The organism is Shimia abyssi, from assembly GCF_003014475.1.
GTDB lineage: Bacteria > Pseudomonadota > Alphaproteobacteria > Rhodobacterales > Rhodobacteraceae > Shimia > Shimia abyssi.
On sequence record NZ_PYGJ01000001.1, the window covers coordinates 461,792 to 486,681 of the forward strand.

Here is a 24,890-nt window from a genome sequence, read left to right on the forward strand (position 1 = left end):
ACATTGAGAAAGGCAAGGGTCAGAGCAACTCCCGCTCGCTCAGCACTTTGCGGGCTACGCGGAAACATTCCAAAGACTGGGGTACGCCGCAATAGATGCCGACCACATGCACAATGGCGCGGATTTCTTCCTTGGTGACACCATTATTGATCGCGCCGTTACAGTGGATTTCCCACTCATGCATCTTACCCAGAGCGCCGAGCATCGCGAGGTTCATCATCGAGCGCGTCTTAGGCTCAATGACATCATCGCCCCAGCCAAACCCCCAGCACCACGCTGTCATTGCTTCTTGGAAGGGGCGCGTAAAGTCGTCAGCAGCGGCGAGGTTTTTCTCGACATAGTCTGCCCCCAGCGTCCCCTTTCGCTGCTCCAAGCCTTTCAGAAACAGATCTTCGTCAAACAGGCTCATGCGCCCTATCCTTTCGCTTTAAATTCACCCTTTCAGGCGGATCGCCACATTTTTGGTCTGCACATAGTTCCAGAGTGCCTCGCGCCCCTTTTCGCGACCGTATCCCGATTTGCCATAGCCGCCAAACGGCGTTTCGACGCCGCCTGCGTACCATTCGTTGACAAACACCTGCCCGGCGCGCAACTGACGTGCAGCCTGTGTGGCGCGGTCCAGATCGGATGTGAACACGCCCCCCACAAGGCCGTATTCGGTGGAATTGGCAATCTCGATCGCCTCTGCGTCATCGCGAAAGGGCAACACCGACAGCACAGGGCCAAAAACCTCGTTCCGCGCGATTGCCATATCCGGCGTTATGCCATCCAGCACCGTGGGCTCCAGAAAAGCGCCGGGCCTGTTCAGCGGGCGCCCGCCGGTGACAATCCGCGCGCCTTTGGCTTCTGCGGCCTGGACCATGCCGGAGGCACGGTCGCGCTGTCCCTGGCTCACCATGGCCCCCATGTTCGCGCCAAACTCGGGGCGATCCGCACCTGGACCAACCGACAGCGACTTGGCCACCTTGGCCGCACGCTCAACCAATTCGTCATGGCGGCTTTCGTGCACGATCACGCGGCTCATGGCTGAACACACCTGACCAGCATTGAAATAGATCCCCCAGCGGATGTCATTCTCAAACGCCTCAAGATCGGCGTCGTCGTGTACAATCGCCGCAGATTTACCACCCAGCTCCAGCACACATGGCACCACATTTTGCGCTGCCGCCGTGGCAATGGCCACGCCCGTGGGCACAGACCCGGTAAAGACGATCTGGTTCACACCGGCGTGCCCGGCCAGCGCCGCCCCAGCCTCGTGGCCCATCCCGCAGAGCACATTGACCGTCCCCTTGGGCAGGCCCACATGCTCAGCAGCCAGCGCAAACCAGCGGTTGGTGATAGGGGTCATCTCTGGGCTTTTGATCACCACCGTATTGCCCGTTGTCAAAGCTGCCGATAGCGACCGCGCCGTCATCTCCAGCGGGTAATTCCACGGAATGATCTGAGCTGACACACCAAAAGGTTCGTGCTCGGTAAAATCGAAATACCCCGCACCCAGCGGGACAGACCGCCCTTCAACGGTGCTCGCCTGATTGCCGTAATACTCAAAATAGAGCGCCGCGCCCTCGACCTCGATTTCCGCTTCCCAGAGTGGTTTGCCCTGCTCACGGGTCAATTCAGCGGCAATCTCATCCTTATGGGCCAACAAGAACCGGCCCATGTCCTGTACGAGCCGCCCGCGCGCGATGGGGCGCATGTCGCGCAATGCGCCCGACAAATGCACCCGCCGCGCCGCCGTAACTGCCGCGTCCACATCCGCAGCGCTTGCCAACGCATGGGCGCAAAACACCTCACCGGTTGCCGGATCGCTCACGTCGATCCGCCCCGCGCCGCCATCGACCCACGCACCGTCGATATAATTTTGCCAAATGTCCTGCATTGCTGTCCTCATGGTGTCAGGCGATGGGCGTATAGCTGATCGTAATGGGGTTTCATCCGTCGATGCACCTGTTTGACCCGGTCTGGCAAATCCACCAGCGACACGTATTTGCGCACCTGCGGCCTCAACCCGGTTGAACGCGCAAGATTGGCGTGAAAAGACCCGCCATCCCACCAGCTATGCTCGGACGGGTCACCCCCAGGCTCCCACGTAAGTGCCTCTTTGATAAACGAAATGCCAACCGCACGGCAAAACGCCCGCGTCATAGCTTCCGGGTCCTCTAACAAATCATCGCTGTCGATTACCGGCGGCGGTGTGCCATTCAGCGCCCAGAGCAAATCAAACAATGCGCGCTGTTCGGGAAAGCCCACCTCACCCTCGTGAAAATCCGGCCATTTGTCATTCATGGACGTGATCGTCTTGGCTGGGTCGCGGATCAGAAAAGCATGGGTGAAATGCGACAGAAAGTCTGCGTCCCATATATGATTGATATAATGCGGGAAATCCTTAATAAACACCGGCCCGGCCTGCGCTCTCGTCTGAATATCTGTCCAGACGGTTTCAAGCGTCAGTCCGGGTGTGGTCACTTCTCCGGGGCGATAGCGGTGCCACAGCGGTACTTCGCCCTGATACCATGCTTCACCAAATGGTTCGTGCAAACAATCCAGATCACCGCGCTGGCGCATCATCCATTCAAACGCGGTCGAGGTAGAGCGGGGCACGGCCCACAATGCGATTATCTTATGCATATAAACTCTCCAACAGCCGCCCACGGTCAACCGTTGGTGACAACCCCAAACTTTTGAAAATCCGCCAATGTAGCGCCGTGTCATGCCCGACAACCGGCTTGCCTAATAGCGCCTCCAACTGCTTGGTCAGATGCAACGGCCGCTGGGGTTGTCCGCCCGGACCGGTACAAAAATTGCACATCCCGTTGATCAGATAGGCATCGGCGTCCGGGGCCTGTTCCCCGACATATTCAAAGGATCTTAACGCGAGTTCCCCCTCAAATACCCAGCGGCGTTCATTTACCGCTTCCTGACTGTCAAACCATCCCTGATCGTGAAAATTCCCCGCCCAAATCACATCGAATCCGGCCTCCTTCAGGAACCCAACCGTACCCTGCCACCAGTCGGGCCAGTGATAGGCCGCGTTCAATGCGACCTTTTCCACATTCAACGCCCGCAGCGCCTCGACCATCGCATAACCCGCCATGTGAAAGGCCACGCCATACCTGTCCGAAAGCGCCGCGCAATGATCGCGAATACCGGTCACACCCAGACCGCTGGCATGGACCCAGTTCGATCCAACCTGCGCTGCCACATCCACACCATTGCGCGCGCTGACCTGACAGAATTCTTCCATCATTCCGAAATTCGCTTTGCGCTGATCCAGCCCGTGTTTGTAATCCGGCGCATGAAGCATCCAACCGTGCACACCAACGCTCTCCGGTGCCATGCGAAGGAAATCACTGGGGGCGGCGTCATAGTCAAATGGTGGACACGTAAACGCCACCTGATGCGGAAACAGCTTGTGCTCGGGGCGCCATTCTTCTGGCATCAGCATAGCACTGGCTCCGCCCCATCCGCTGACCCCGCGTATTTCGGCAAGTCATCGGCAATCTTCACCCAAGGAAGCTTTTCGCCCCAGTGGAAATGCGCCCTTGGTTCAAACGATCCGGGGTCATCCAGCGTCGCGGCGTAAAGATGGGTTTCCTCGGGCCACCTCGCCGCCTGATAGGTCATCTGCGTCCCGCACTGCCCGCAAAACTGGCGGCGTACCTTGCCGTCCGAGGTTAGCGCTTCATCCAAAACGCCCGTCCATGTGACACCATCTCTTGGCACCCCAAAGAACGACGTGAACGGCGCCGAACAGGCGCGGCGACAGCTGTCACAATGACAATGCCCCGCCCACAAAACCGGCCCCGCGCTGCGCCGGCGCACCCGCCCACAGAAACACCGCCCCGTCAACATCGATCACCCATCCACCGCCTCCCGCATCCATTGCTGAAGCGCCCGGATCGAATGTTCCGAACTCACTCCACAGCCGGGATCAAGAACCAAAGGACCGGGTCGATACCCCTTTGATTTCAAACCCTTCTGCACACTCTCCACAAGGCGGATATCTTCCTCAACAGTGGTCTCGCGATCCTGCACCGCCAGATCGCGAATGACATCGCTCTCATGGCCACCGGGTGTATACCAGCCGCGCCAGACACGACAGGCGTCCACCCCTTCGGCCCGCCAATGATAGGTGTTCAGCACATTGCCCGGATAACACTGGAACGAGAACATCGGCCACAGGAACCAGCTTTGATAATCCCCGGCATGGGGCACAGACAAATCAATCGGATAGGTCATCTTCTCGATGCTCTGACACTCGGTCACATGGCGCAGCACATAGCCCCCGCTGGCATCTGGCTGAATGTCATAGGTCTCGGGTTTGACGACACCCTCGGCAAAGGTCGCGTGGTTGATCGGACAGTGATAACACTCCGAATAATTCTCCACCGACACTTTCCAATTGCACCGCTCGGGCACCTCGACCCACTCCAACGGCGCCAGATCCGCTATATGCGGCACAAAAGCTGCGATCTCTTCACGCACCCCCGGATACCATTCATCCATCGGCGCGGCACCGTCATCAAGGTTCACGAACAGAAAGCCGTGGAAATCCTCTGTGCGCACTTCGGTCAGACAGATCTCGGATTTGTCAAATCCCGGCACCGATTTGATATTTGGACCGGCGCGCAAGCCTCCCGTCAATTCATAAGTCCACGCATGATAGGGGCACACCACTACCCTCGTGTTGCCCGTCCCCGATACCATCTCATGCGCACGATGCTGACACACGTTGTAAAACGTGCGCACCATCTCATCGCGCCCGCGAATGGCAAACAGGCTCTGCCCTGCGACCTCAAAGGCAAAGTAATCCCCAACGTTCGGGATCTCTGCCGCGTGGCCAGCAAACTGCCAGGTACGCGCCAACAGCCCGTCCTGTTCCTGCGCATAAATCGCCGCGTCGGTGTAATACCGCGCTTCAAGCGACCGGATCAGCGGTGCGTTCATATGGCCTCCTCCTGATATATCCCCAACTCATGACGGCGCTTGTGAAACGTCTCCACACGCTCCACGATTTCCGGGCTGGCGCTGGCAATCACAAAGCTCAGCAATGTCTCCAGAAACGCGATGGTCGACACCGAGCTTGGGAAAAACTGCGGCGTATCGGCGGCCACGACAAAGCCAAAATCTGCCCCCCGAACAATCGGCGAAGCGGGCGAATCCGAAATCCCGACAACCTTGATCCCCTGCTCACGCGCCAGCGCCACCGCTTCGATCACTTCACGCCGGTACGGACGACATGTCATGGCGATCAGCACATCACGCCCATCAGCAAAGGCGATATCGTCAATTGGCGTCGACCCGGGGCGCGGAATGGCGTGAAATTGCACCATGCCCGTGCTCGCCAGATAGGTGAAATTGCGCGCGTTGGAATTGTTCACCCCCACGCCCAACGTATAAACATTGCGCGACGCCCAGATCGCTTCGGCCGAGGCGCGCAATTGCTCTTCGCTGATCCCGGCAAACGTCTCTTCCAGATTGCGCAGCGCCGCCGTCACCATATCGGCATATAACCCGCCCAGCTCTCCCTGCCGCCGGATATCTTGCAACCACCTTGCACGATCAGGAAAACTGGCGTCCCCTCGTCGAATCGCGTCTCGGAACGGCTCGCGGAAATCCTCGTAACCTTCGAACCCCACCTGTCGCGCCATACGAACTACGGTGTTGGGCTTCACCTGCGCCGCTTCGGCAATTTCTCGCACCGTCGAAACCCCCACATCACGAGGGTTTTCAAGCACATAACGGGCCACTTTCTGCGCCTCGGGCGTCAGGTCATCCCATTCATCGGAGAGGCGGCTCAGCACCGTATTTGATACATTTGTGTCATTCATGATTGACGATGGTACAAATGAACGCTTAGCCTGTCCAGCGAAAACAACTGTCCCAAAACGAGTCGCGCTCATGGCCACCTCATCTCTTCCTACCCACGCCCGCGTTGTCATTGTCGGAGGCGGCGTCATGGGCGTGGGCCTTGCCTACCACCTCGCTCACGAAGGTTGGGGCGCCGACACAGTGCTGCTTGAAAAAGGCGAACTCACCAGCGGCTCCACATGGCACGCCGCAGGGCAAATCACCCATTCCACCAGCTCTTTCAGTTTGGGCAAATGCGTCGACTACAACATCGGCCTCTATTCCGGCGGGCTTGAGGCCGAAACCGGTCAGGCCGTCACATGGCATGGCTGCGGGTCTTTTCGGCTTGCATATGACAATGACGAAATGGACTGGTTGCGCCATACGCTTTCTGTCGGGCGCACGCTCGGCTTCAATATTGACCTCGTCACACCAGACCAGATTGCCAAACTACACCCGTACTACAACCTCGACGGTGTGATTGGCGCTTTGCACACACCTGACGACGGCCATGTCGATCCGACAAATGTTACCATGGCCATGGCCGCAGGCGCCCGTGAATTGGGGGCCAAGATTATCCGCCGCTGCCGCGCCACCAATATCTTCAAACGCGGCCACGAATGGGTCGTGGAAACCGATCAGGGCACGATCACCTGCGAGCACGTAGTCAATGCGGGCGGCACCTATGCCCGTCAAATGGGCGACTGGTCCGGCCTGCAACTGCCCATGACCTCGATGACACACCACTATTTTGTCACCGACGAAGTGCCCGAGTTCCGAGGTCTCGACACCGAATTGCCCGTTATCCGCGATGATAAAAAAGTCTCTGGCTACATCCGAATGGAGCAAAAAAAGGGTCTTATCGGCATCTATGAAAAAACTAACCCCAACGCGGTCTGGCTTGATGAATGCCCTTGGGATTACGAAAACTGGCTGTTTGATCCGGATTATGACCGGGTCATGCCGTGGCTTGAAAATGCACTCGACCGTATGCCGATTTTTGCTGACCTTGGCATCACTCGCGATGTGCATGGCGCCATCTCGCACCCGCCCGACGGCAATCCGCTGATCGGTCCCGCGCCGGGTGTCGAAAACTATTGGTGCTGCTGTGGCACCCAAATCGGCATCGGCTGGGGCCCCGGCCTCACCCGCGAACTGGCCCGGTGGATGGTGCATGGGTCCGCCGACATTTCCATGCGCGATTACGATCCGCGCCGCTTCGGGGAATACGCCACCCCGGAATGGCAAGTGATCAAAGCCAAGGAAGACTACTGCCTGCGCCATGAAATCCCCTTCCCGCATTTCAACCGCCTCGCCGGTCGTCCGGTGAAACCCTCCCCCCTGCATGACCGCCTCAAGGAAAAAGGCGCGGTGCACGAAGAGGTCTTCGGCCACGAACGCCCCCGCTGGTTCGCACCACAAGGCGTTGAACAGCGCGATCACTATTCCTTCCGCCGCAATATCGTACACGATATCGTCGCCGCCGAATGCGCAGCGGTGCGCGAACGTGTCGGCATTCAGGACATCTCCGCTTTCACCAAGATCGAAGTTTACGGCCCCGATGCCGCCGCCCTGCTCGACCGCCTTACTGCCAACCGCCTGCCACAAAAAATCGGCGGCATCGCCCTCACCCATATGCTCAACCGCCGCGGCCGGATCGAGCTTGAAACCACTGTCGTGAAACTGGCCGAAAACCGATACTATCTCGTCTGCGCTGCCTTCTTCGAAAACCGTCTGCTCGACCATCTCAACGCCCAGCGCGCCGAAGAAGACATCACCATCACCTTACGCTCTGATGACTGGGCCGCCCTTTCCCTCAACGGCCCTCGTGCACGCGACGTGCTCGCCCAGTGCACCGACGCCGCGCTCGACAACGCGTCCTTCAAGTGGCTCACGGCCCAACAGATCAACGTCGCAGGCCACCCCGTCTGGGCCTTCCGCATGTCCTACGCGGGCGAACTCGGTTGGGAACTCCATATCCCGCGCGACCACACCCTCGCCGTCTACGACGCCCTGTGGAATGCAGGTCGTCCTCACGGCATGGCAGATTACGGCTCTTTCGCCATGAATGCCCTGCGCATGGAAAAGGGGTTCAAGGGCGCTTCAGAGCTCACAAACGAGGTCACAATGGCCGAGGCAAACGTCCTGCGCTTTGCCCGCACTGACAAGGACTACCTCGGCAAATCCCACACCCTCAACACCGACACCCGCCCTTGGGTCTGCGCCTATCTCTCCATTGATCCCGACGGCGTTGAGGACGGCCATGGCGGCGAAGCCGTCCTGCTCAACGACGACGTTGTCGGCTCCACTGCCTCCGTCGCCTACGGTCACAGCGTGGGCAAAATCCTCGCTTTCGCCTACCTCAAACCCCACGCCGCCCTCCCCGGCACAAACCTCTCCGTCCTCATCGCAGGTGAACCCCGCCTCGCCCGCGTCCTCACGGAGCCCGCTTACGATCCCCAATCTCTGCTCCCTCGCACGGATAGCACCCAACAGGCCGCCGAATGATCTATATTTCCTTTCGCCCCAAAAATCCTGGGGGAGTCGCGCCCGCGCGACGGGGGCAACGCCCCCCGCCACCCCAATCCAAGGAGCACCCATAAATGACCCTTCCCACCACCATGAACGCAATGGTCCTTACCGGACATGGCGACCTCGACATGTACCACTGGCACACCAACTGGCCCGTGCCCGCGCCAGCCCCTGGCGACGTCCTGATCCGCGTGCGCGCATGTGGTCTCAACAACACCGACGTCAACACCCGCTCGGGTTGGTATTCCAAAACCGTGGACGACGCTACCACCGGCGGTGCGTTTGACGAAGTCGACGAAACCGACCCCACATGGGGCGGCCGGCCCCTCACATTTCCCCGCATCCAGGGCGCTGATATCTGCGGCGAAATCGTCGCCGTTGGATCAGACATCGACCCGGCCCGTATTGGCGAACGCATTATCTCGGATAACTGGCTGCGCGACCCGGCCGACCCTGACAACAAAGACAAAACCGGCTACTACGGCTCCGAGCGTGATGGCGGCTACGCCCAATACACCACCATCCCCGCAACCAACGCCCTCGCCGTCAACAGCCCCCTTTCTGACGCCGAACTTGCCACGTTTTCCTGCTCTTACTCAACCGCCGAAGGGATGCTTACCCGCGCCAATGTCACCGCCACCGATACGGTGCTTGTCCCCGGTGCTTCGGGCGGCGTCGGTGGTGCGCTGGTCCAGCTTGCCAAGCGCCGCGGCGCCCGCGTCATCGCCCTTGCCTCCGAGGCCAAACACGCCGAGGTCGCCACACTCGGCCCCGACATCATCCTGCCCCGCGCGCCCGAATACCTGCGCGCAGCCCTTGGCGACGAAAAGATCACCGTGGTCGCTGACGTCGTTGGCGGCGCACAATGGGCATCCCTGATTGACGTGCTCGAACGCGGAGGGCGCTACACCTGCTCAGGCGCTATCGCTGGCCCCATGGTCACGCTTGATCTGCGTACCTTCTACCTGCGCGACCTCACTTTCACCGGCTCCACCGTGATCGACCCACAAGTCACCCGAAACTTGATAAAATATATCGAAGCTGGCGAAATCAAACCGGCGCTGGCCGCCACTTACCCTCTCTCAGAGTTGCGCGACGCCCAATCTGCCTTCATCGCCAAACACCACACCGGCAACATCGTGGTCATCCCATGAACGCCCTGACTTCCGTCCTGAATGCCGCGCGGGCGCTGCACGCATCCCATTCCAAGCTGCACGCCTTTGCGCCATGGCCCGACGATCTGACCCCCGCGAACCTTCCGTCCCGCCCCCTCCCGGCCAGCGATCTGGTTGCCAACACGCACCTCACCGGCGTCGACATGACCCAACCACTGATTGACGCTGTGCGCGCGACCGCCGGTTTCGCCAATTGGAAACACACATATCGTGAAGACGAAGTTGGAGCCGACTTCCTTGCACGTTATGGGTATTACGAGCTTTTTGGCCCAACTGGTCATTTCAGAACCACCAAATTGCGCGGCTACATCGCTTATTGGGGATCCGGGCTGCATTATGACTGGCACAGCCACGAGGCCGAAGAGATCTACCTCTGTCTGTCAGGCAACGCGCGCTTCCTGTGCCGCAACAACGGTACAGAACACATGGCTGACCTGTCCCCCGGCGACACGCGCGCGCACACCAGTTGGCAAACGCACGCAATGACAACCGCACACCAGCCCATTCTCACATTCGTTCTCTGGCGCGGCACGGGCCTCGCTGGTCTTCCATTGATGGCAACCTGACGCCATGAAGATCACCCGCATCCGCATATACAAAACACCCCTGCCTTATGTCGGCGGCACCTATGTCTGGGGCGCAGGCAACGCCATCAAGACCGCCATTGCCTCGGTTGTTGTACTGGACACCGATGCGGGCCTTCAGGGTTGCGGAGAGTTCACACCTTGCGGCGAAAACTACATGGTCGCCCATTCTGAAGGTGTCCAAGCCCTCGCCCGCCTCCTCGCGCCCCATCTCCTCGGACAAGACCCGTGCCAAGTCGCCAAAATCGAACAAATCATGGATCACACCGTTCAGGGTCACGGCTATGCCAAAGCTCCCTTTGACGCCGCCTGCTGGGACATCCTCGCCCAATCCTGCAACCAGCCGCTCTGGATGCTACTTGGTGGCAAGCTCACTGACGGCGCCCCCATGTACCGCGTCGCCCCACAAAAAGAGACCTCCGAGACGATCGCCGAACTCGATCGATACCGTGCTCTGGGCTACCGTCAGTTCCAGATCAAGGTTGGCGCCGACTGGTCCCATGATATCGATCGCATCCGCGCCACCGTGCCCTTGCTTCAATCCGGCGAAACCGCCATGGCTGACGCCAATCAGGGCTGGCGTGTCGACCACGCCATTCGCGTCGCCCGCGCCACAGGAGATCTCGACTTCATCCTGGAACAGCCATGCCGCACCTACGAAGAATGCCAGCAGGTCCGTCGCGTCGCCCAACACCCGATGAAGCTCGACGAATGCGTCACGGGCATCCATGCCGCACAGCGCATTGTCGCTGACCGTGGCGCAGATCTCTGTTGCCTCAAAATCTCCAACCTCGGCGGCATCTCCAAGGCCCGCCGCGTCCGCGACTACCTGATCGAAAACCGCATTCCCGTGGTTGCCGAAGACACATGGGGCGGGGAAATCGCCACCGCCACCTTGTCACATTTCGCAGCGTCCACACCGCCACAATACCTGCAAAACACAACCGACCTGATGAATTACAACACTCGCTCCACCGGGCTCGGCGGTGCGACTGCCAACGACGGCCAGCTTTACGCCCCCGACACGCCCGGCCTGGGCGTTACCCCTGATTTCAACAGTCTCGGCCCGCCTGTCGCCACCTACGGAGACCCAACATGAACGACATGACCTGCACCGCAACCCAGCTGATTGATGACCCCCGCACCCGCGTGACCCGCTTTGACTTTGAACCAGGTCAGCAAACCGGCTGGCACACCCATGCCATGGACTATGTGATCACCGCCGTCACCGATTGCCACATGCGCCTCGAACACCCCGACGGCACCACCACCGAAACCCATGTTCCCGCTGGCATGGCCTATCGCCGCGACAAAGGCGTGCAACACAATGTCATCAACGCAGGCGCCGCGCAGATGTCCTTTGTCGAAGTCGAGCTCAAATGACTGACGCTTCGAAACCCCCGGTAACCCTCATTCCATTCGCCCCAGATACTCTGGGCGCGCGGGGGCAGCGCCCCCGCCCGCTGGCAACGCCAAAGGCTCCAATCCTAATAAGGGTCCTGCTATGAAAATCACCCGCATCTCCGTTTTTCAGGTCAACCTGCCGCTCGAGCACCCCTACTGGCTCTCAGGGGGGCGTCTGAAGTTCGAAACCCTCGACGCCACCTTCGTCAAACTCGACACCGACACCGGGCTCACCGGATGGGGCGAAGGGACACCATGGGGACATACCTATGTGCCCGCCCACGGCCCCGGCATCCGTGCGGGTATCGAAACCATGGCGCCCTTCATCCTCGGCCTCGACCCGCGCCGCATTCTCGATGTCGAGCGCGCCATGGATCTTTCTCTTCCAGGTCATCTCTACGCCAAGTCTCCCGTCGACATGGCCTGCTGGGACATCGCCGGTCAGGCCGCGGGCCTGCCCATTGCGGACCTCATGGGCGGAGGTTCGCGCACCCCGCGCCCCATTGCCTCGTCCGTTGGTGCGAAAACCATCGACGACACCCGCGCCGTCATCGATCGCTATCGCCAGCGCGGCTACGTCGCACACTCCGTCAAAATCGGCGGCGACGTCGAACGCGACATTGCCCGTATCCGCGACGTCGAAAGCCTGCGCAAGCCCGGCGAAATCGTGCTCTATGACGTCAATCGCGGCTGGACCCGCCAACAGGCCCTGCGAGTGATGTCAGCGACCCAAGGCTTGCAGGTGATGTTCGAACAGCCCTGCGAAAGCCTTGACGACATCGCCGCCATCCGCCCGCTACATTCCGCCCCGGTCAGCGTCGACGAATCCCTCGTCACTCTGCAAGACGCAGCACGCATCGCCCGCGACGGGTTGGCCGAGGTCTTTGGCATCAAACTCAATCGGGTCGGCGGCCTGACCAAGGCCGCACGTATGCGCGACATCGCCCTCGCCCACGGCATCGACATGTTTGTCATGGCCACCGGCGGCAGCGTGCTTGCAGATACCGAGGCCCTGCACCTTGCCGCCACCATCCCAGACGACAATTGTCACGCGGTCTGGGCATGTCAGGATATGATCACCACCGACATCGCCTCTGGACGCGGCCCACGTAATACCGACGGCCACCTGCATCTGCCTGACACACCCGGCCTTGGCGTGCATCCCGACGAAGACTGCCTTGGCTCGCCGGTTGCAATCTATGAGCCCAGCTAATGCTTCCTTTCGCCAAAAATATCCCGGGGGTGAATTGGCCAGCGGCCAAGAGGGGGCAGCGCCGCCCATTTGCTTGCGGCGACGCCAAAGGCGTCGCAAGTCCTAACGCGAGCGTAACACCATGAAACTCAAACGCATTTCCATCTGGCATGTCGACCTCACAAGCCATGAAACCTACCACATGGCCAGCGGCAAAACCTGCGCCACCGTCGAAACCGTGGTGATTGCGCTCGACACCGACACCGGCCTCACCGGCTGGGGCGAGGTCTGTCCGATCCCGCATTACCTGCCTGCCTTTGCCCGTGGCGTCGCCCCCGCCCTCACCGACCTCGCCCCCACCCTGCTCGGCGCAAACCCCATCGGCCCCGAGGCGCTCATGGCCCGCGCCGAGGCGCATCTGATAGATCACCGCTACGCCAAATCTGCCCTCGACATCGCGCTCTGGGATCTGACCGGACGGGCCGCCAACCTGCCGCTCCACGCGCTCCTAGGCGGTCAACAAGCCGATACAATGCCGCTCTATCACTCGATCACCTCAATCGCCCCCGACGACATGGCCGCAATAGCCCGCGACGCGCAAACCACGGGCATCACCCAATTTCAGGTCAAACTGGGTGCGTCAGGCGATTGGCAAACCGATGTCGAACGCCTGACAAATGTTCGCGAAACGGTCGGCCCCGGCCCGCTGGTCTATGGTGACTGGAATTGCGGCACCACCTCGCTCGAAGCCACCCGCGTCGGGCGCGCTGTGGCCCATCTCGACATTATGCTCGAACAGCCCTGCGCCACAATTGCCGAGTGCGCCCGTGTCAAAAACGCCACCGGCCTTCCAATGAAACTGGACGAGGCCGCCCATGACACCGCCACTCTGCTCGACGCCCATAACAAAGAATGTATGGACGCCGTCGCCCTGAAACTTTCGAAATTCGGTGGCCTCTCCGCCACCCGCGCCGCGCGCGACCTATGCCTGCATCTGGGCGCCAAAATGTGCGTCGAAGACACCTGGGGCTCCGACATCACCACCGCCGCGCTCTTGCACCTCGCCGCCAGCACCCCACCCGCGCGCCTGCTCAATACGTGCGATCTTTCAGGATATGTCGCTCCTAGGATAGCGCCCGATGGACCCACTCGCCAATCTGGCCGAATCTCCCCGCCGAACGGCCCCGGCCTCGGCATCACACCGGACCGCGATCTCCTCGGCCCACCTGACCTGATACTGGACTAACCAAATGCAAAAACTCTCCTCCAATGCCGATTGGGCAACCCGTGCACGTGCCGTCCTGCCCGGTGGCGGCTTTGGCAACTTCGACCCCTCCGTCTTCATCAAATCTGGCTCTGGCGCGCGCGTCATAGACGAGGACGGGCGTGAATACGTCGACTACCTGATCGGCTCCGGCCCGATGCTCTTGGGCCATGACAATGCCGAAGTGCTCGAGGCCATCTACGAAACCCTGCCGCGCGGCCTGACCTTCTTTGCCAACAACGCGACCGCCATTGAGCTGGCCGAAGAAATCTGCCGCGCCGTCCCCGGCGGCGAGCAGCTGCGTTATGTCTCCTCTGGTGGCGAGGCCGACATGTATGCCATGCGCCTTGCCCGCGCCTATACAGGTCGAGACAAGATCGTGAAGTTCGAAGGCGGCTATCACGGCATGTCCGCCGAGGCGCAGATGAGCCTCGCACCCGAAAAACGCGCCAACTTCCCCCAAGCCATCCCCGACAGCGCCGGTATCCCGCCTTCTGTGGCTGCCGAAATGCTGATCGCCCCGTTTAACGATTTCGACTATATCCGCTCGCTTATGGCCGAATGGGGCCCAAAGGTCGCTGCGATCATCGTCGAACCCCTGCAACGCATCATCCCGCCCCTACCCGGCTACCTTCAACTTCTGCGCGAAGAAGCCGACAAGTACGGTTGTCTGCTGGTCTTTGACGAGGTCGTGACCGGCTTCCGCCTGTCCTATGGCGGTGCTCAGGAACTCTATTGCGTGACACCCGACATCACCACGTTGGGCAAAGCCATCGGCGGTGGCTTCCCGCTGGCCGCGCTGGTCGCCAGTGCCGAGATCATGGCCCACTTCGACAAAACACAGGTCGGCGCCGAAGGCTGGCTGATGCAGCTGGGCACCCTGTCGGGCAACCCTGTCGCCGCCGCTGCTGGTCTCAAGACCCTCGAAATTCTCCGTCGTGACGGCCAATATGACACGCTGCGCGCCAATGGCCAGCGCGTCATGAACATGACGCGCACCGCGCTGGACGCGACCGGCTTTGGCTACGAGATTGTCGGTGATCCCACCCTGTTCGAAGTGGTCTTTACAGATGCCCCCGTGCGCGACTATCGCGATGTGCAATCCTCCAACACGGCGCGCGCAACCGCCTATAACGAGACATTGCGCCAAGAGGGCATTTTCAAAGCAGCGGGCAAAACCTACCCCAGTCTGCCCCTCACCGAAGGCGACTTCGCCATCACCGAGGCAGCCATTCAAAAAGCCGCTGCCGATTTGACGTAAACAAAACCACGCCCCGGTCACCGCGCCGGGGCGTTGCCTTTGGATCCTGCGTCGAATGATGGCTACTGCATCGCCGTGGCCTCAATCTCAAACATCAAGCCCGGCACAGCCAACCGTGTCACCCCGAGTAAGGTCATCGGCGGTCTATTGTCTACCGCGCCAAACCGCCGCCCCAACAGATCAAAGTGCTGCAACGCCGCGTCCACATCTGTCGCAAAAATTCCCAGCCGCACAATATCGCCCAGCCCCATGCCTGCCCCGGCCAGCACTGCCTCCAGATTGTCCAGCGCCAAACCAATCTGCCCGCGCATGTCGCCCATGTGCTGCGGCGCACCGGTGCCGTCCACCGCCGTTTGCCCTGCACACATCACCTGGCAACGCGCGCCTTCAATCACTTCGGCCTGATGATACCCAAGCTTCACCGACCAATCCCACGGGTTCACTGCTAAGCGTTCCATTGTCACTTTCTCCTGTTTGCAATCACTGTCCCCTGACTAAAGTGAAAAGGTGCCAAAAACTGGCACCATATATGCTAGACTGACAAAATGACTGTTCAACGCCGCCAAGATACCCTGATCCGTAGCCTGCGCCGCAGCGGCACTTCCACCGTCGACACCCTCGCCCAAGAGGTTGGCGCATCCCGGCGCACGATTCTGCGCGACATCGGCGCGCTGCGGGATCAGGGGTTTGTTATCCACTCCGAACCGGGGCGCGGCGGCGGAATCCAACTGGACCCGTCCTCGATCCAAACCACCGCACGACTTTCGGTGCCCGAGGTCTTTGCCCTGCTGATCAGCGTCGCCGCCATGCGCGCCACTCGTAGCTTACCATTTTCAAACCTCGCCGATGCAGGTCTTGCCAAGATCGAAAAGGCACTGCCCACCGACAAGGTGCGCGATCTGCGCCGCCTTCTCAATTGCCTGCATGTCGGCCAGCTCTCACCGCAACAGGATCTTTCGGACATGGGCACCATGGACGCCGCCCTGCTGCCCGCATTCGAGGCGGCGTTTCTCCAAAACCTGCACTTGCGTTTTAGTTACCGCGACGCAAAAGGCCAGCACACGAACCGCACAGTTGAGCCTCAGGCCATGCTAATCCTGCCGCCGCTCTGGTATCTCGTTGCATGGGATCCAACGCGCCACGATTTTCGCCATTTCCGAATGGACCGGATCAACGCGCCCGAATGCATCACTGGCACGTCGTTCCCGCGTCGCCATGTCCCGTTCGAAGATGACGTCTGTCCTTACAACGACCTCTGACGCGTGCTTGCTTCACATCCAGTACGCCCCGCAACGATTTGTTAAAATAATACTATCCGCTGATCAGGCAACGCGCGCCACATTAGCAATTTCGGGCAATTCGCTAGCCCCAAGTTTCCACACCGACGCTATACCGACAGAATACCGACGTTTTACCGACGTCGCATTTTCAGCCGATTTCGCCCCTTTAACCATGCGGTACGATGCTATCGCTGGATGCTCTCCAAATAGGCCAAAAGCGCCGCCAACGGGCGTGGCGTGGGTGTAAACACACCGTCATCCGTCTGCACAGGCACCAGATCCCCCTCCAGCAAAGCACCAAACTCTGGCATTTCCACACCGTCCACAGGATCACGGCTATACCCGTCGATCTGGCTCAGCACCACGGTCACTGGAAACGCCCCTCCGGCCCGCCGAGAGATCGTCGTCAGATCACTTGGCGCCGGGTCCAACCCCGCTGAAATCGCCCCGTTCCCGCGCCCGTCCGCGCCATGACACAACGCGCAATTTTCATCAAAAATTGCTTTTCCTTCAGGGGCTTCCGGCATTTCAGGCTCTGAACAAGCTACGATCACAGCGACCGCACCCAGACCCAACAAAAGGTTTCTCACTTCTGCGACTCCTTGAGGTATTCTACGAGGTCCGCCACCGGTTGTGATGTCATAATCGGCTGACCACTCGGGGCCTTAAGCGCAACATCGATCCCCTCGAAAAAGTCGCCATAAACCGGCATCGGACTGCCGTGACTCACCAAGGGATCGCGCCCATCGATACGTTTGATCACCCGAACCAACGGAAATTCCCCATTGTTTTCATCACTTAGCACCGTCAAATCTACCGGTTTGACCACCATAACGCCCGCCATTGGCCCTTGTCCAGTCAGCTCAACCCCATGGCACGCTGCACAATGGTTCCGATAAATCGCCGCCCCCTCTATGGCATCCGCCGCGTACAAAGCCCCAGGTAAAACCATGATTACAAAAGATAAAGCCAAACCCTTCATCACATCATCTCCTCCCATCAACGCTGCAAACTTTCAACATAATCCACCAACGGCCCGAGCCTCAGCTCCTCGCCCCCCAAAGTCTGTGCAAACTCAGGCATCGCCGCACTGAACGCATCCGATCGCGCGTGCCCGTCCACCACATCCGTCACGTACTGCGCCGGAAAAGCTCCGCCATTGTTCCTTGCCAGCACTGTCAAATCTGAAGGCGGCCCAAACAAATTTTCGGCAAACGGACCATCCCCCATCCCAGTAACTCCATGGCATTGTTGACAGTTTTCTTCATATGTGCTCTTGCCGTCCGCCAATGTCAGCCCGCAGCTGACCAGTACACCGGCCACACAAACCCACGGTAAAACCACTCTCGTTGCGCCTCGCATAACTCCGCCTCCTTCACGTCCTCGCCGCCCAACTGTGCCATGACCAGCCCTTCGCGACTTTGACCCTGATCATATCGCGTGACATATCCCAAAACCCTCGCCATGCTCTGCTCAGAAACCATGCCAGAGCCAAACGTGACCACTTTCATGCCACCACCAGACAAGCCGCAGACGTTTCCCACACGATAGACTTAGTCTCAGGATAACAGGATCTTACAGATGCACTCTACAGCTGCTTACGCGCTCACAATGTTGGTTGCCGGGATCGGAATCCCTATGCTCGCAGCTCTAAACGCGGCCCTCGGCCAGCGCATAGGTGCTCCCTTCGCGGCAAGCGTTATTCTCTTCACAGTCGCCTTTTTCTGCGCAGTTGTAGTTGCCTCTCTGACCGGCCAGCTACCACGCGTCACCGCCGCCGCATCCGCGCCCAAACACCTGTTTCTGGCGGGCGCGTTGGTGGCGTTTTATGTGCTGTCGATAACGTGGGTCGCTCCCCGCTTTGGTGTTGGAAACGCTGTATTTTTCGTGCTTCTTGGCCAACTTATCTCGGCGGCGGCCATCGATCATTTCGGCCTCTTTGGCGCACAAATGTCGCCGCTGTCCCTGTCTCGTGCCGGTGGCATCGCCATGATGGCCGCAGGGGTTTGGCTCACACAGGCAGGTTAGTCCGGCACAAGCAAGCCATTTTCAAGCCGCAAAACACGATCCATACGCGCCGCAAGTTCCATGTTGTGCGTCGCGATCAACGCAGAGAGGCCAGTACCGCGCACCAAATCCACCAGCGCTGCAAACACCTGGTCCGACGTCCCCGGATCAAGGTTGCCGGTCGGTTCATCTGCCAACAAAATCCGAGGCTTATTCGCCAAAGCTCGACAAAAAGCGACCCGCTGCTGCTCGCCACCAGACAAGGCCGCTGGTCTGTGCCCAGCGCGCTCCGCCACTCCGACCTGGCCCAGCAATGCCATGGCCCGCGCGTCCGCTTCTTCCCGCCCGACTCCGTTGGCCAACTGAGGCAGAACAACGTTTTCCTGTGCGTTAAACTCGGGCAGCAAGTGATGGAACTGATAGACAAATCCGACATCGCGCCGCCGGGCTGCGGTGCGCCGTCTGTCAGAGCGGCCACTCAACACTTCGCCACCGATCTCGACATCGCCGCCATCCGGCTTGTCCAGCAACCCCGCAATATGAAGTAGCGTTGACTTTCCAGCCCCCGACGGCGCAACAAGCGCAACCATTTCGCCAGCATTCAATGACAAATCCACGCCGCGCAACACATCCACTTCGCCGGGTAAACCTTTGTTATACTTTTTTGTAATAGCCTTTAGCTCAAGCACAACATCACTCATAGCGCAACGCCTCGACCGGGTTCATGCGCGCCGCGCGGCGTGCAGGAAAGATGGTGACGACAAATGACAAGCCAAGTGACAGGCCGACGGCGCTCAAGACGTCCATCAGTTCAAGTCTGGCTGGCAAATGATAAATTCCCCGAATGGCTGGATCCCACGTTCCGCCGCCCATGATCATATTTACAAATCCGAACACTGGATCAATATAGATCGCACAAAGACATCCGAGCGTCACGCCGAGAATGGTTCCAATGAGGCCGGTAAAGGCTCCGCATATAAAGAAAATTCGCAGGACAGATCCCTCGGTCAACCCCATCGTCCGCAAGATGCCAATGTCTCGCCCCTTGTTCTTAACCAACATTATCAGACCGGACACAATATTCATGGCGGCAATCAATACGAGGATCGACAGGATGATGAACATCACATTATCCTCGACCTCCAAAGCGCGCAAAAACCCGCCTGAAGCATCCTCCCATGTCCAGACCAGCACACGATCCCCTCCTGCCTGCATCAACGGAACGGCCATTGAGTTGACCTGCTCAGCTTGATCAACCATCACTTCAATTTCGTCCGCTACCCCGTCGCGATTAAAGAAGGATTGCGCCTCAGCAAATGGCAGATAGACCCGTGTTCGATCAATATCATACCGCCCAGCCGAGAAAATATAGACGACCTCATATGCATTTACACGCGGAGACGTCCCAAACGCGGTTCTAACGCCGTTTGGAGAAATGATCTTGATCCTATCTCCCACCGATGCACCCAATTCGCGGGCGACTCCGGATCCAATGGCGATACCCTCGTTAAACCGGTTGATATCACCTTCGCCCGTTTCAGGATCCGCAATGCGCGGCAGTTGCAAAAGGTTTTCATGCCGGATTCCAAAGACTTCTACACCAGCGTTACGGCTGCGCATATTCGCCATAACCTGCCCTTTGACCAAAGGTGCTGCGCGGGTCACACCGGGTACGTTGCGCAGCCTTTCCGCCATTGCTTCATAGTCATGAATGGTCCGGTCGAGCTTGCCATTCTCGGCCACAACGCCGGTTTGATAGATCGTGACATGAGCGTTCGCCCCTAGAATAGTGTCTACGAACTCAGCCCGAAAACCAGAGCGCACCGCAAGGGTCGCGATCAGCGCAAAAACCGCCAGCGTAATGCCAACGAGGCTGATCCAGGTCATCACGCTGACGCCACCTTCGGCTTTGCGCGCACGTAAATAGCGCCAGGCAATCATCCACTCGAATGCGGCAAAAGGGGGGGTCATGTTTGCTCCGGTTATTATTGGCGGCGACCGTAGGCGTGCACCACTATCGGGTCAAGGGCAACTCAAACAGCGCAAACTCCCGATACTGCCGTTCTGTTGAGACCCGAGGCCAGCTCATGTTGCCACCTTCACCGTCGAGGTGAGAAATGCCAAAAATCAACGTGAAAACTAACATCCACGATATCAGTCAAGTCTTGTCAGTCGTTTCACCGCATCAAACCGCCGGCCCCACAGGGGCCGGGACAAACTGCGCGCCAAAGGCGCACCTTTTACAAACCGGCGTAGATCTTCGCGATTTTTTCGACGGCCTGCTCTGGCGGCAACTCTTCGCTTTCACCAGTACGACGGCATGTCAGCTCGACAACGCCGTTTTTTAACCCCCGTGGCCCGACGGTGATCCGCCAAGGCAGCCCGATCAGATCCATTGTCGCGAATTTTCCACCTGCACGCTCTTTGCGGTCATCGTAAAGAGGTTCAAGTCCCAGTGCGACCAGAGATTTGTAAAGCGCGTCACACGCCCCATCCGCCGCTTCGTCGCCCTGTTTCAGGTTCACAATACCGCAATGGAACGGTGTCACGCCCTCCGGCCAAATAATACCCTTTTCGTCATGGCTTGCTTCGATGATCGCACCAAGCAGGCGTGACACACCAATACCGTGGCTTCCCATGTGCACAGGAACAGAACCGCCCTCAGGTGTCTGCACTGTTGCCCCCAATGCGTCAGAATACTGTGTGCCGAAATAGAAAATCTGTCCAACTTCGATCCCGCGTGCCACGCGGCGGCGATCTTCGGGCACCTGGTCAAACAGGGCTTTATCATGGGTTTCATCCGTGCGTGCGTAGCGGCTGGTGAACTCATCCATAACCGCCTGACATTGCGCGACGTTATCGAAATCAATCTCGCGATCACCAAATTTCAGTTCGGTAATTTCGCTGTCATAGAACACTTCGGACTCGCCGGTCTCTGCCAGCACAAGGAATTCATGCGTGTAATCCCCGCCGATTGGGCCAGAATCCGCGCGCATTGGGATGGCTTGAAGACCCATGCGCTCATAGGTGCGGAGATAGCTGACAAGATGACGGTTATAAGCGTGCAACGCATCCTCTTTTGTCAGATCAAAGTTATATCCGTCCTTCATGTAAAACTCACGCCCACGCATCACACCGAAACGGGGACGAATTTCATCGCGAAATTTCCACTGAATTTGATACAGAGTTAGCGGCAAGTCCTTATAGCTCTTGACATGGCTGCGGAAAACGTCAGTGAACATTTCTTCGGCGGTTGGCGAAAACAACATGTCCCGTCCGTGACGGTCCTGCACACGCAGCATCTCTTCGCCATACCCATCATAGCGACCGCTTTCGCGCCAAAGGTCTGCTGATTGCATCGTGGGCATCAGCATTGGAATATGCCCGGCACGCATCTGTTCTTCGTGGACGATATTTTCCAACTTGCGGAGCACCTTGAAGCCCATCGGCAGCCAAGAGTAAATTCCGGCGCTCGCTTGCTTGATCATGCCTGCACGCAGCATGTAACGGTGGCTGACGATTTGAGCCTCAGAAGGCGTTTCCTTGAGAACGGGCAGGAAATAACGGGACAAGCGCATGATGGCTCCTTGCGACAAATTGGCGGCGTTGCAAAAGTCGTTTATGGCTTTGTTCTGTGGCACACAAGGGCGTCTCGCTGGTCGCATCTGATTTGATTGTTGTTTTATACGCCGCCGCCTCACACTTGGGGCAGTCAACGACAGCGCAAATGAGGTAGAGTTCAGACGGTTCAATTGGCTGCACCGCACCAAAGTCAAAGTCAAAGTTACTCCTGCGATCTTGGCTCACGGAACATTTCTTCGAAGCAAGTAATCAATCTGCACGAAAACCGCGGATTTTCGCGCCCCCAGAATGGACGCTCTATCGCCTATTCTCTGGACTGAACGAGCCAATGATTGAGAACCTTTAGCGACGCGATCGCACGCGCTCTACTTTCGACTTCAAGCAGTTTACGAGACGTTTTACGTGCTTGTCCAAGTCACCGCATCGCAACCCCCAAAGAACGCAAATGTTCGAAACCGGCATTCCTTCTGCCGTCCGCTCGAGGGTTTCGCGTTGGCGCCCTGTGGGCCGCAGTCGCCCGAAAGGCAAAGCCAACTGGCTGATGTGAAACTGCTTGATGGTACCCTTAGGCCGCAATTCCAAGCCTGAAGCAGAACCACGTTTGCGCAAAAATTGGCGCACTCAAATGCCATCCAAGCCTATGCAATAACGCCCTTAGCCCAGCCGGCTTAAGCCGAGGACGTTTGAGAAACCGATTTGTTGTCGCGCCGCGAAAGGTTGGGCGCCACCACGTCGAGGTCGCTCCGGAAAACTCCCGGTTTTGGTAACCCAAGCAAATGGCCTTCGCAAAGCTGGCATATCGTCGAGTGTTTGCAAGCTCGCGCCGCTTCCAGTGGCCTCCTTTAACCCGCCTGCCCTTGCAACCCGCTTCGGATTAGTCAATCTCTTGGACAGTGATTCAGGAGACGCACTATGGCACTGCCCGTTCGCGACCAGCTCAGGTACTGGGGTTTGGCAGCTATCATAATTTTTGCCGCCCTTTGGTTTCTGGGCAATATCTTACTACCTTTCATTCTGGGTGGCGCAATTGCGTATTTTCTCGATCCGGTGGCTGACCGGTTAGAAGGTATGGGCTTTAAGCGCGTTACCGCGACGGTCATCATTACGCTGGTCGGGGTGTTGACTTTTGTCATCGGCGCGCTTGCGGTTGTTCCCACTTTGATCCATCAGGCGGCAGCACTGTTTGATACGATGCCACAGCTTTTTCGCGATCTTCAGGCCTTTATCTCCACAAATTTCCCATCACTCTCGCGTCCGGATTCCGTGATGCATCAATCCCTTGTCTCCCTTGGCGAGGCGATCAAGGAACGTGGTGGCGAATTGTTTCAGACGGTTCTTACCTCTGCGCTTTCGGTGATCAACATTGTCATGCTGTTGGTCATTGTGCCGGTGGTGGCCTTTTATTTGCTACTCGACTGGGATCGCATGGTGGCCGAAGTAGACAAGCTTTTGCCACGTGATCACCTGCCAGTTATTCGTAGACTGGCGGCAGAGGTGGACAATACTCTGGCATCATTTGTACGTGGCATGGGTACTGTATGCCTGATACTTGGAACCTACTACGCCATCGCGCTCATGCTTGTCGGGCTGCAGTTCGGTCTGGTTGTTGGTGCCATTGCTGGCATGGTGACATTTATTCCTTATCTTGGTGCGCTTATTGGTGGTGCATTGGCCATTGGATTGGCGCTATTTCAATTTTGGGGCGACTGGGTGTCAATTGGGCTGGTCGCAGGTGTGTTTGCTATTGGCCAAGTGGTTGAAGGCAACTTTTTAACGCCCAAGCTTGTCGGAAGCTCTGTCGGCCTGCACCCTGTTTGGCTGTTGATTGCATTGTCCGTTTTTGGAGCGCTGTTCGGCTTTGTGGGGATGCTGGTTGCTGTTCCGGTTGCCGCCGCGATTGGTGTTTTGGCGCGTTTCGGAACCGGGCAATATATGTCATCGCGGCTCTATTTGGGCCTGAGCATGGACGAAGACGACTGAGCCATGGCTGAGCAACTTCCTTTTGATTTGCCAGTACGTGCAGCACTGGCGCGGGATGACTTTTTTGTTAGCCCGGCCAATGCTTTGGCGTTGGGTTTGGTGGAAAGCTGGCCAAACTGGCCCAGCGGCAAACTGATCCTCTCGGGCCCCTCAGGCGCTGGAAAGACTCACCTAACACATGTGTGGGCAGCGTTGTCAGGGGCGCATATCTTGTCGGCTCAGGATCTGCATTCGGCTGACATACCAACTCTCGCGCGCAAGCCCGTGGCGGTTGAGGATATCCCAGCGATCGCCAAGGATGCCGAAGCCCAAACCGCGCTGTTCCACTTGCACAATCTCACTTTGGCAGAGGGCCAAAGCCTTTTGTTAACGGGTTCAGGAGAGCCCAAGCACTGGGGATTAACTCTGCCGGACCTTATGAGCCGAATGCAAGGCACCACCGTGGTCGCTCTGGAACAGCCTGACGACATGTTGCTTATGGCGGTCATGGCTAAGCAGTTTTCCGACCGCCAGCTCGCACCCAGCCCGGATACAATTTCTTATCTGATCAAGCACATGGACCGTTCTTTTGCCGATGCGACGCGGATTGTGATGGCGCTTGACCAACTTTCATTGAGCGAGAAACGCCCAATCACGCGCGCATTGGCGAAACGTGTCCTAGTGTCCTAAATCAAGGCTCGGCATTCTCGTCCAACACATTCATTCCGCACTGATAATGCGATCAATCAAGTGATCGACCTTTAGGCAAACTGGGCCACGTGCCACCGACCTGCTGGACG

General features: G+C 58.5%; 27 protein-coding genes. 12 read left to right on the plus strand and 15 right to left on the minus strand.

All coding sequences use genetic code 11. The features are described from left to right. Window positions 1-19: 19 nt before the first annotated feature. Genes CLV88_RS02245 through CLV88_RS02275 form a run of 7 tightly spaced genes read right to left on the minus strand, consistent with a single transcriptional unit; the run spans window position 20 to window position 5,831 of the window. Window positions 20-409: a carboxymuconolactone decarboxylase family protein gene (locus CLV88_RS02245; RefSeq protein ID WP_106606729.1), complete on the minus strand. Its 390-nt coding sequence runs from the start codon at window positions 407-409 to the stop codon at window positions 20-22. 24 nt (window positions 410-433) lie between these two features. Further along, window positions 434-1,879: an aldehyde dehydrogenase family protein gene (locus tag CLV88_RS02250; RefSeq protein ID WP_106606730.1), complete on the minus strand. Its 1,446-nt coding sequence runs from the start codon at window positions 1,877-1,879 to the stop codon at window positions 434-436. 8 nt (window positions 1,880-1,887) lie between these two features. Then, complete coding sequence (locus CLV88_RS02255) at window positions 1,888-2,628, minus strand: sulfotransferase-like domain-containing protein (RefSeq protein ID WP_106606731.1); 741 nt, start codon at window positions 2,626-2,628, stop codon at window positions 1,888-1,890. Beyond that, complete coding sequence (locus CLV88_RS02260) at window positions 2,621-3,445, minus strand: hypothetical protein (protein ID WP_106606732.1); 825 nt, start codon at window positions 3,443-3,445, stop codon at window positions 2,621-2,623. The genes CLV88_RS02255 and CLV88_RS02260 overlap by 8 nt, the downstream gene beginning before the upstream one ends. Beyond that, window positions 3,439-3,852 carry a GFA family protein gene (locus CLV88_RS02265; protein ID WP_106606733.1) on the minus strand — a complete coding sequence of 138 codons (414 nt, stop codon included), beginning with the start codon at window positions 3,850-3,852 and terminating at the stop codon, window positions 3,439-3,441. Before CLV88_RS02265 ends, CLV88_RS02260 begins: the two co-directional genes overlap by 7 nt. Window positions 3,853-3,855: 3 nt before the next feature. Beyond that, window positions 3,856-4,947, minus strand: a complete 1,092-nt coding sequence (locus CLV88_RS02270) for an aromatic ring-hydroxylating oxygenase subunit alpha (RefSeq protein WP_106606734.1) — start codon at window positions 4,945-4,947, stop codon at window positions 3,856-3,858. Continuing rightward, on the minus strand, window positions 4,944-5,831 hold the full coding sequence (locus CLV88_RS02275) for a MurR/RpiR family transcriptional regulator (RefSeq protein WP_106606735.1): 888 nt from the start codon (window positions 5,829-5,831) through the stop codon (window positions 4,944-4,946). Before CLV88_RS02275 ends, CLV88_RS02270 begins: the two co-directional genes overlap by 4 nt. A gap of 70 nt (window positions 5,832-5,901) precedes the next feature. Here CLV88_RS02275 and CLV88_RS02280 point away from each other — a divergent pair, with 70 nt between their 5' ends. From CLV88_RS02280 to CLV88_RS02315, 8 genes are all read left to right on the plus strand, one after another. Further along, window positions 5,902-8,358, plus strand: a complete 2,457-nt coding sequence (locus tag CLV88_RS02280) for an FAD-dependent oxidoreductase (RefSeq protein ID WP_106607062.1) — start codon at window positions 5,902-5,904, stop codon at window positions 8,356-8,358. A gap of 95 nt (window positions 8,359-8,453) precedes the next feature. Next, the gene (locus CLV88_RS02285; protein WP_243403540.1) at window positions 8,454-9,536 is read left to right on the plus strand and encodes an alcohol dehydrogenase family protein; all 1,083 of its coding nucleotides are present in this window, start codon (window positions 8,454-8,456) and stop codon (window positions 9,534-9,536) included. After that, entirely contained in the window at window positions 9,533-10,123 is a 591-nt protein-coding gene (locus tag CLV88_RS02290) for a dimethylsulfonioproprionate lyase family protein (protein ID WP_106606736.1), read from the plus strand. Before CLV88_RS02285 ends, CLV88_RS02290 begins: the two co-directional genes overlap by 4 nt. 4 nt (window positions 10,124-10,127) lie before the next feature. After that, the gene (locus tag CLV88_RS02295; RefSeq protein ID WP_106606737.1) at window positions 10,128-11,240 is read left to right on the plus strand and encodes a mandelate racemase/muconate lactonizing enzyme family protein; all 1,113 of its coding nucleotides are present in this window, start codon (window positions 10,128-10,130) and stop codon (window positions 11,238-11,240) included. After that, entirely contained in the window at window positions 11,237-11,524 is a 288-nt protein-coding gene (locus tag CLV88_RS02300; RefSeq protein WP_423827720.1) for a cupin domain-containing protein, read from the plus strand. Before CLV88_RS02295 ends, CLV88_RS02300 begins: the two co-directional genes overlap by 4 nt. 121 nt (window positions 11,525-11,645) lie before the next feature. After that, window positions 11,646-12,758, plus strand: a complete 1,113-nt coding sequence (locus CLV88_RS02305) for a mandelate racemase/muconate lactonizing enzyme family protein (RefSeq protein WP_106606738.1) — start codon at window positions 11,646-11,648, stop codon at window positions 12,756-12,758. Between the two features lie 121 nt (window positions 12,759-12,879). Then, window positions 12,880-13,983, plus strand: a complete 1,104-nt coding sequence (locus CLV88_RS02310) for a mandelate racemase/muconate lactonizing enzyme family protein (protein WP_106606739.1) — start codon at window positions 12,880-12,882, stop codon at window positions 13,981-13,983. Between the two features lie 4 nt (window positions 13,984-13,987). Continuing rightward, window positions 13,988-15,262 (plus strand): aspartate aminotransferase family protein, encoded by a 1,275-nt coding sequence (locus tag CLV88_RS02315; protein ID WP_106606740.1) that lies wholly within the window; start codon window positions 13,988-13,990, stop codon window positions 15,260-15,262. Between the two features lie 62 nt (window positions 15,263-15,324). On the opposite strand, the gene CLV88_RS02320 is transcribed toward CLV88_RS02315, so the two are convergent. Further along, a complete protein-coding gene (locus CLV88_RS02320) occupies window positions 15,325-15,720 on the minus strand; it encodes a RidA family protein (RefSeq protein ID WP_106606741.1) in 396 nt (131 codons plus the stop codon). An 87-nt stretch (window positions 15,721-15,807) separates the two neighbouring features. On the opposite strand from CLV88_RS02320, the gene CLV88_RS02325 reads away from it, so the two are divergent. After that, on the plus strand, window positions 15,808-16,521 hold the full coding sequence (locus CLV88_RS02325; protein WP_106606742.1) for a helix-turn-helix transcriptional regulator: 714 nt from the start codon (window positions 15,808-15,810) through the stop codon (window positions 16,519-16,521). A 206-nt stretch (window positions 16,522-16,727) separates the two neighbouring features. Here the strand turns inward: CLV88_RS02325 and CLV88_RS02330 are convergent, their stop codons facing one another. Genes CLV88_RS02330 through CLV88_RS22925 form a run of 4 tightly spaced genes read right to left on the minus strand, consistent with a single transcriptional unit; the run spans window position 16,728 to window position 18,053 of the window. Next, complete coding sequence (locus tag CLV88_RS02330) at window positions 16,728-17,132, minus strand: c-type cytochrome (protein WP_243403541.1); 405 nt, start codon at window positions 17,130-17,132, stop codon at window positions 16,728-16,730. Further along, entirely contained in the window at window positions 17,129-17,524 is a 396-nt protein-coding gene (locus CLV88_RS02335) for a c-type cytochrome (RefSeq protein WP_106607065.1), read from the minus strand. Before CLV88_RS02335 ends, CLV88_RS02330 begins: the two co-directional genes overlap by 4 nt. A 17-nt stretch (window positions 17,525-17,541) precedes the next feature. Further along, on the minus strand, window positions 17,542-17,904 hold the full coding sequence (locus CLV88_RS02340) for a c-type cytochrome (RefSeq protein ID WP_106606743.1): 363 nt from the start codon (window positions 17,902-17,904) through the stop codon (window positions 17,542-17,544). Then, window positions 17,835-18,053 (minus strand): hypothetical protein, encoded by a 219-nt coding sequence (locus tag CLV88_RS22925; RefSeq protein WP_165798787.1) that lies wholly within the window; start codon window positions 18,051-18,053, stop codon window positions 17,835-17,837. The genes CLV88_RS02340 and CLV88_RS22925 overlap by 70 nt, the downstream gene beginning before the upstream one ends. Before the next feature lie 70 nt (window positions 18,054-18,123). On the opposite strand from CLV88_RS22925, the gene CLV88_RS02345 reads away from it, so the two are divergent. Continuing rightward, window positions 18,124-18,570 carry a DMT family transporter gene (locus tag CLV88_RS02345; RefSeq protein WP_106606744.1) on the plus strand — a complete coding sequence of 149 codons (447 nt, stop codon included), beginning with the start codon at window positions 18,124-18,126 and terminating at the stop codon, window positions 18,568-18,570. Here the strand turns inward: CLV88_RS02345 and CLV88_RS02350 are convergent. The 3 genes from CLV88_RS02350 to proS form a co-directional block, all read right to left on the minus strand. Then, window positions 18,567-19,250, minus strand: a complete 684-nt coding sequence (locus CLV88_RS02350) for an ABC transporter ATP-binding protein (protein WP_106606745.1) — start codon at window positions 19,248-19,250, stop codon at window positions 18,567-18,569. The genes CLV88_RS02345 and CLV88_RS02350 overlap by 4 nt on opposite strands. Next, window positions 19,243-20,520: a lipoprotein-releasing ABC transporter permease subunit gene (locus CLV88_RS02355; protein WP_106606746.1), complete on the minus strand. Its 1,278-nt coding sequence runs from the start codon at window positions 20,518-20,520 to the stop codon at window positions 19,243-19,245. The genes CLV88_RS02350 and CLV88_RS02355 overlap by 8 nt, the downstream gene beginning before the upstream one ends. 269 nt (window positions 20,521-20,789) lie before the next feature. After that, window positions 20,790-22,127, minus strand: coding sequence for a proline--tRNA ligase (gene proS / locus CLV88_RS02360; RefSeq protein ID WP_106606747.1), 1,338 nt, complete (start codon window positions 22,125-22,127; stop codon window positions 20,790-20,792). Between the two features lie 916 nt (window positions 22,128-23,043). Here proS and CLV88_RS02365 point away from each other — a divergent pair. Both CLV88_RS02365 and CLV88_RS02370 read left to right on the plus strand, forming a co-directional pair. Beyond that, entirely contained in the window at window positions 23,044-24,111 is a 1,068-nt protein-coding gene (locus CLV88_RS02365; RefSeq protein ID WP_106606748.1) for an AI-2E family transporter, read from the plus strand. 3 nt (window positions 24,112-24,114) lie between these two features. Next, window positions 24,115-24,780 (plus strand): HdaA/DnaA family protein, encoded by a 666-nt coding sequence (locus CLV88_RS02370; protein WP_106606749.1) that lies wholly within the window; start codon window positions 24,115-24,117, stop codon window positions 24,778-24,780. The last annotated feature ends 110 nt before the right edge of the window (window positions 24,781-24,890 follow it).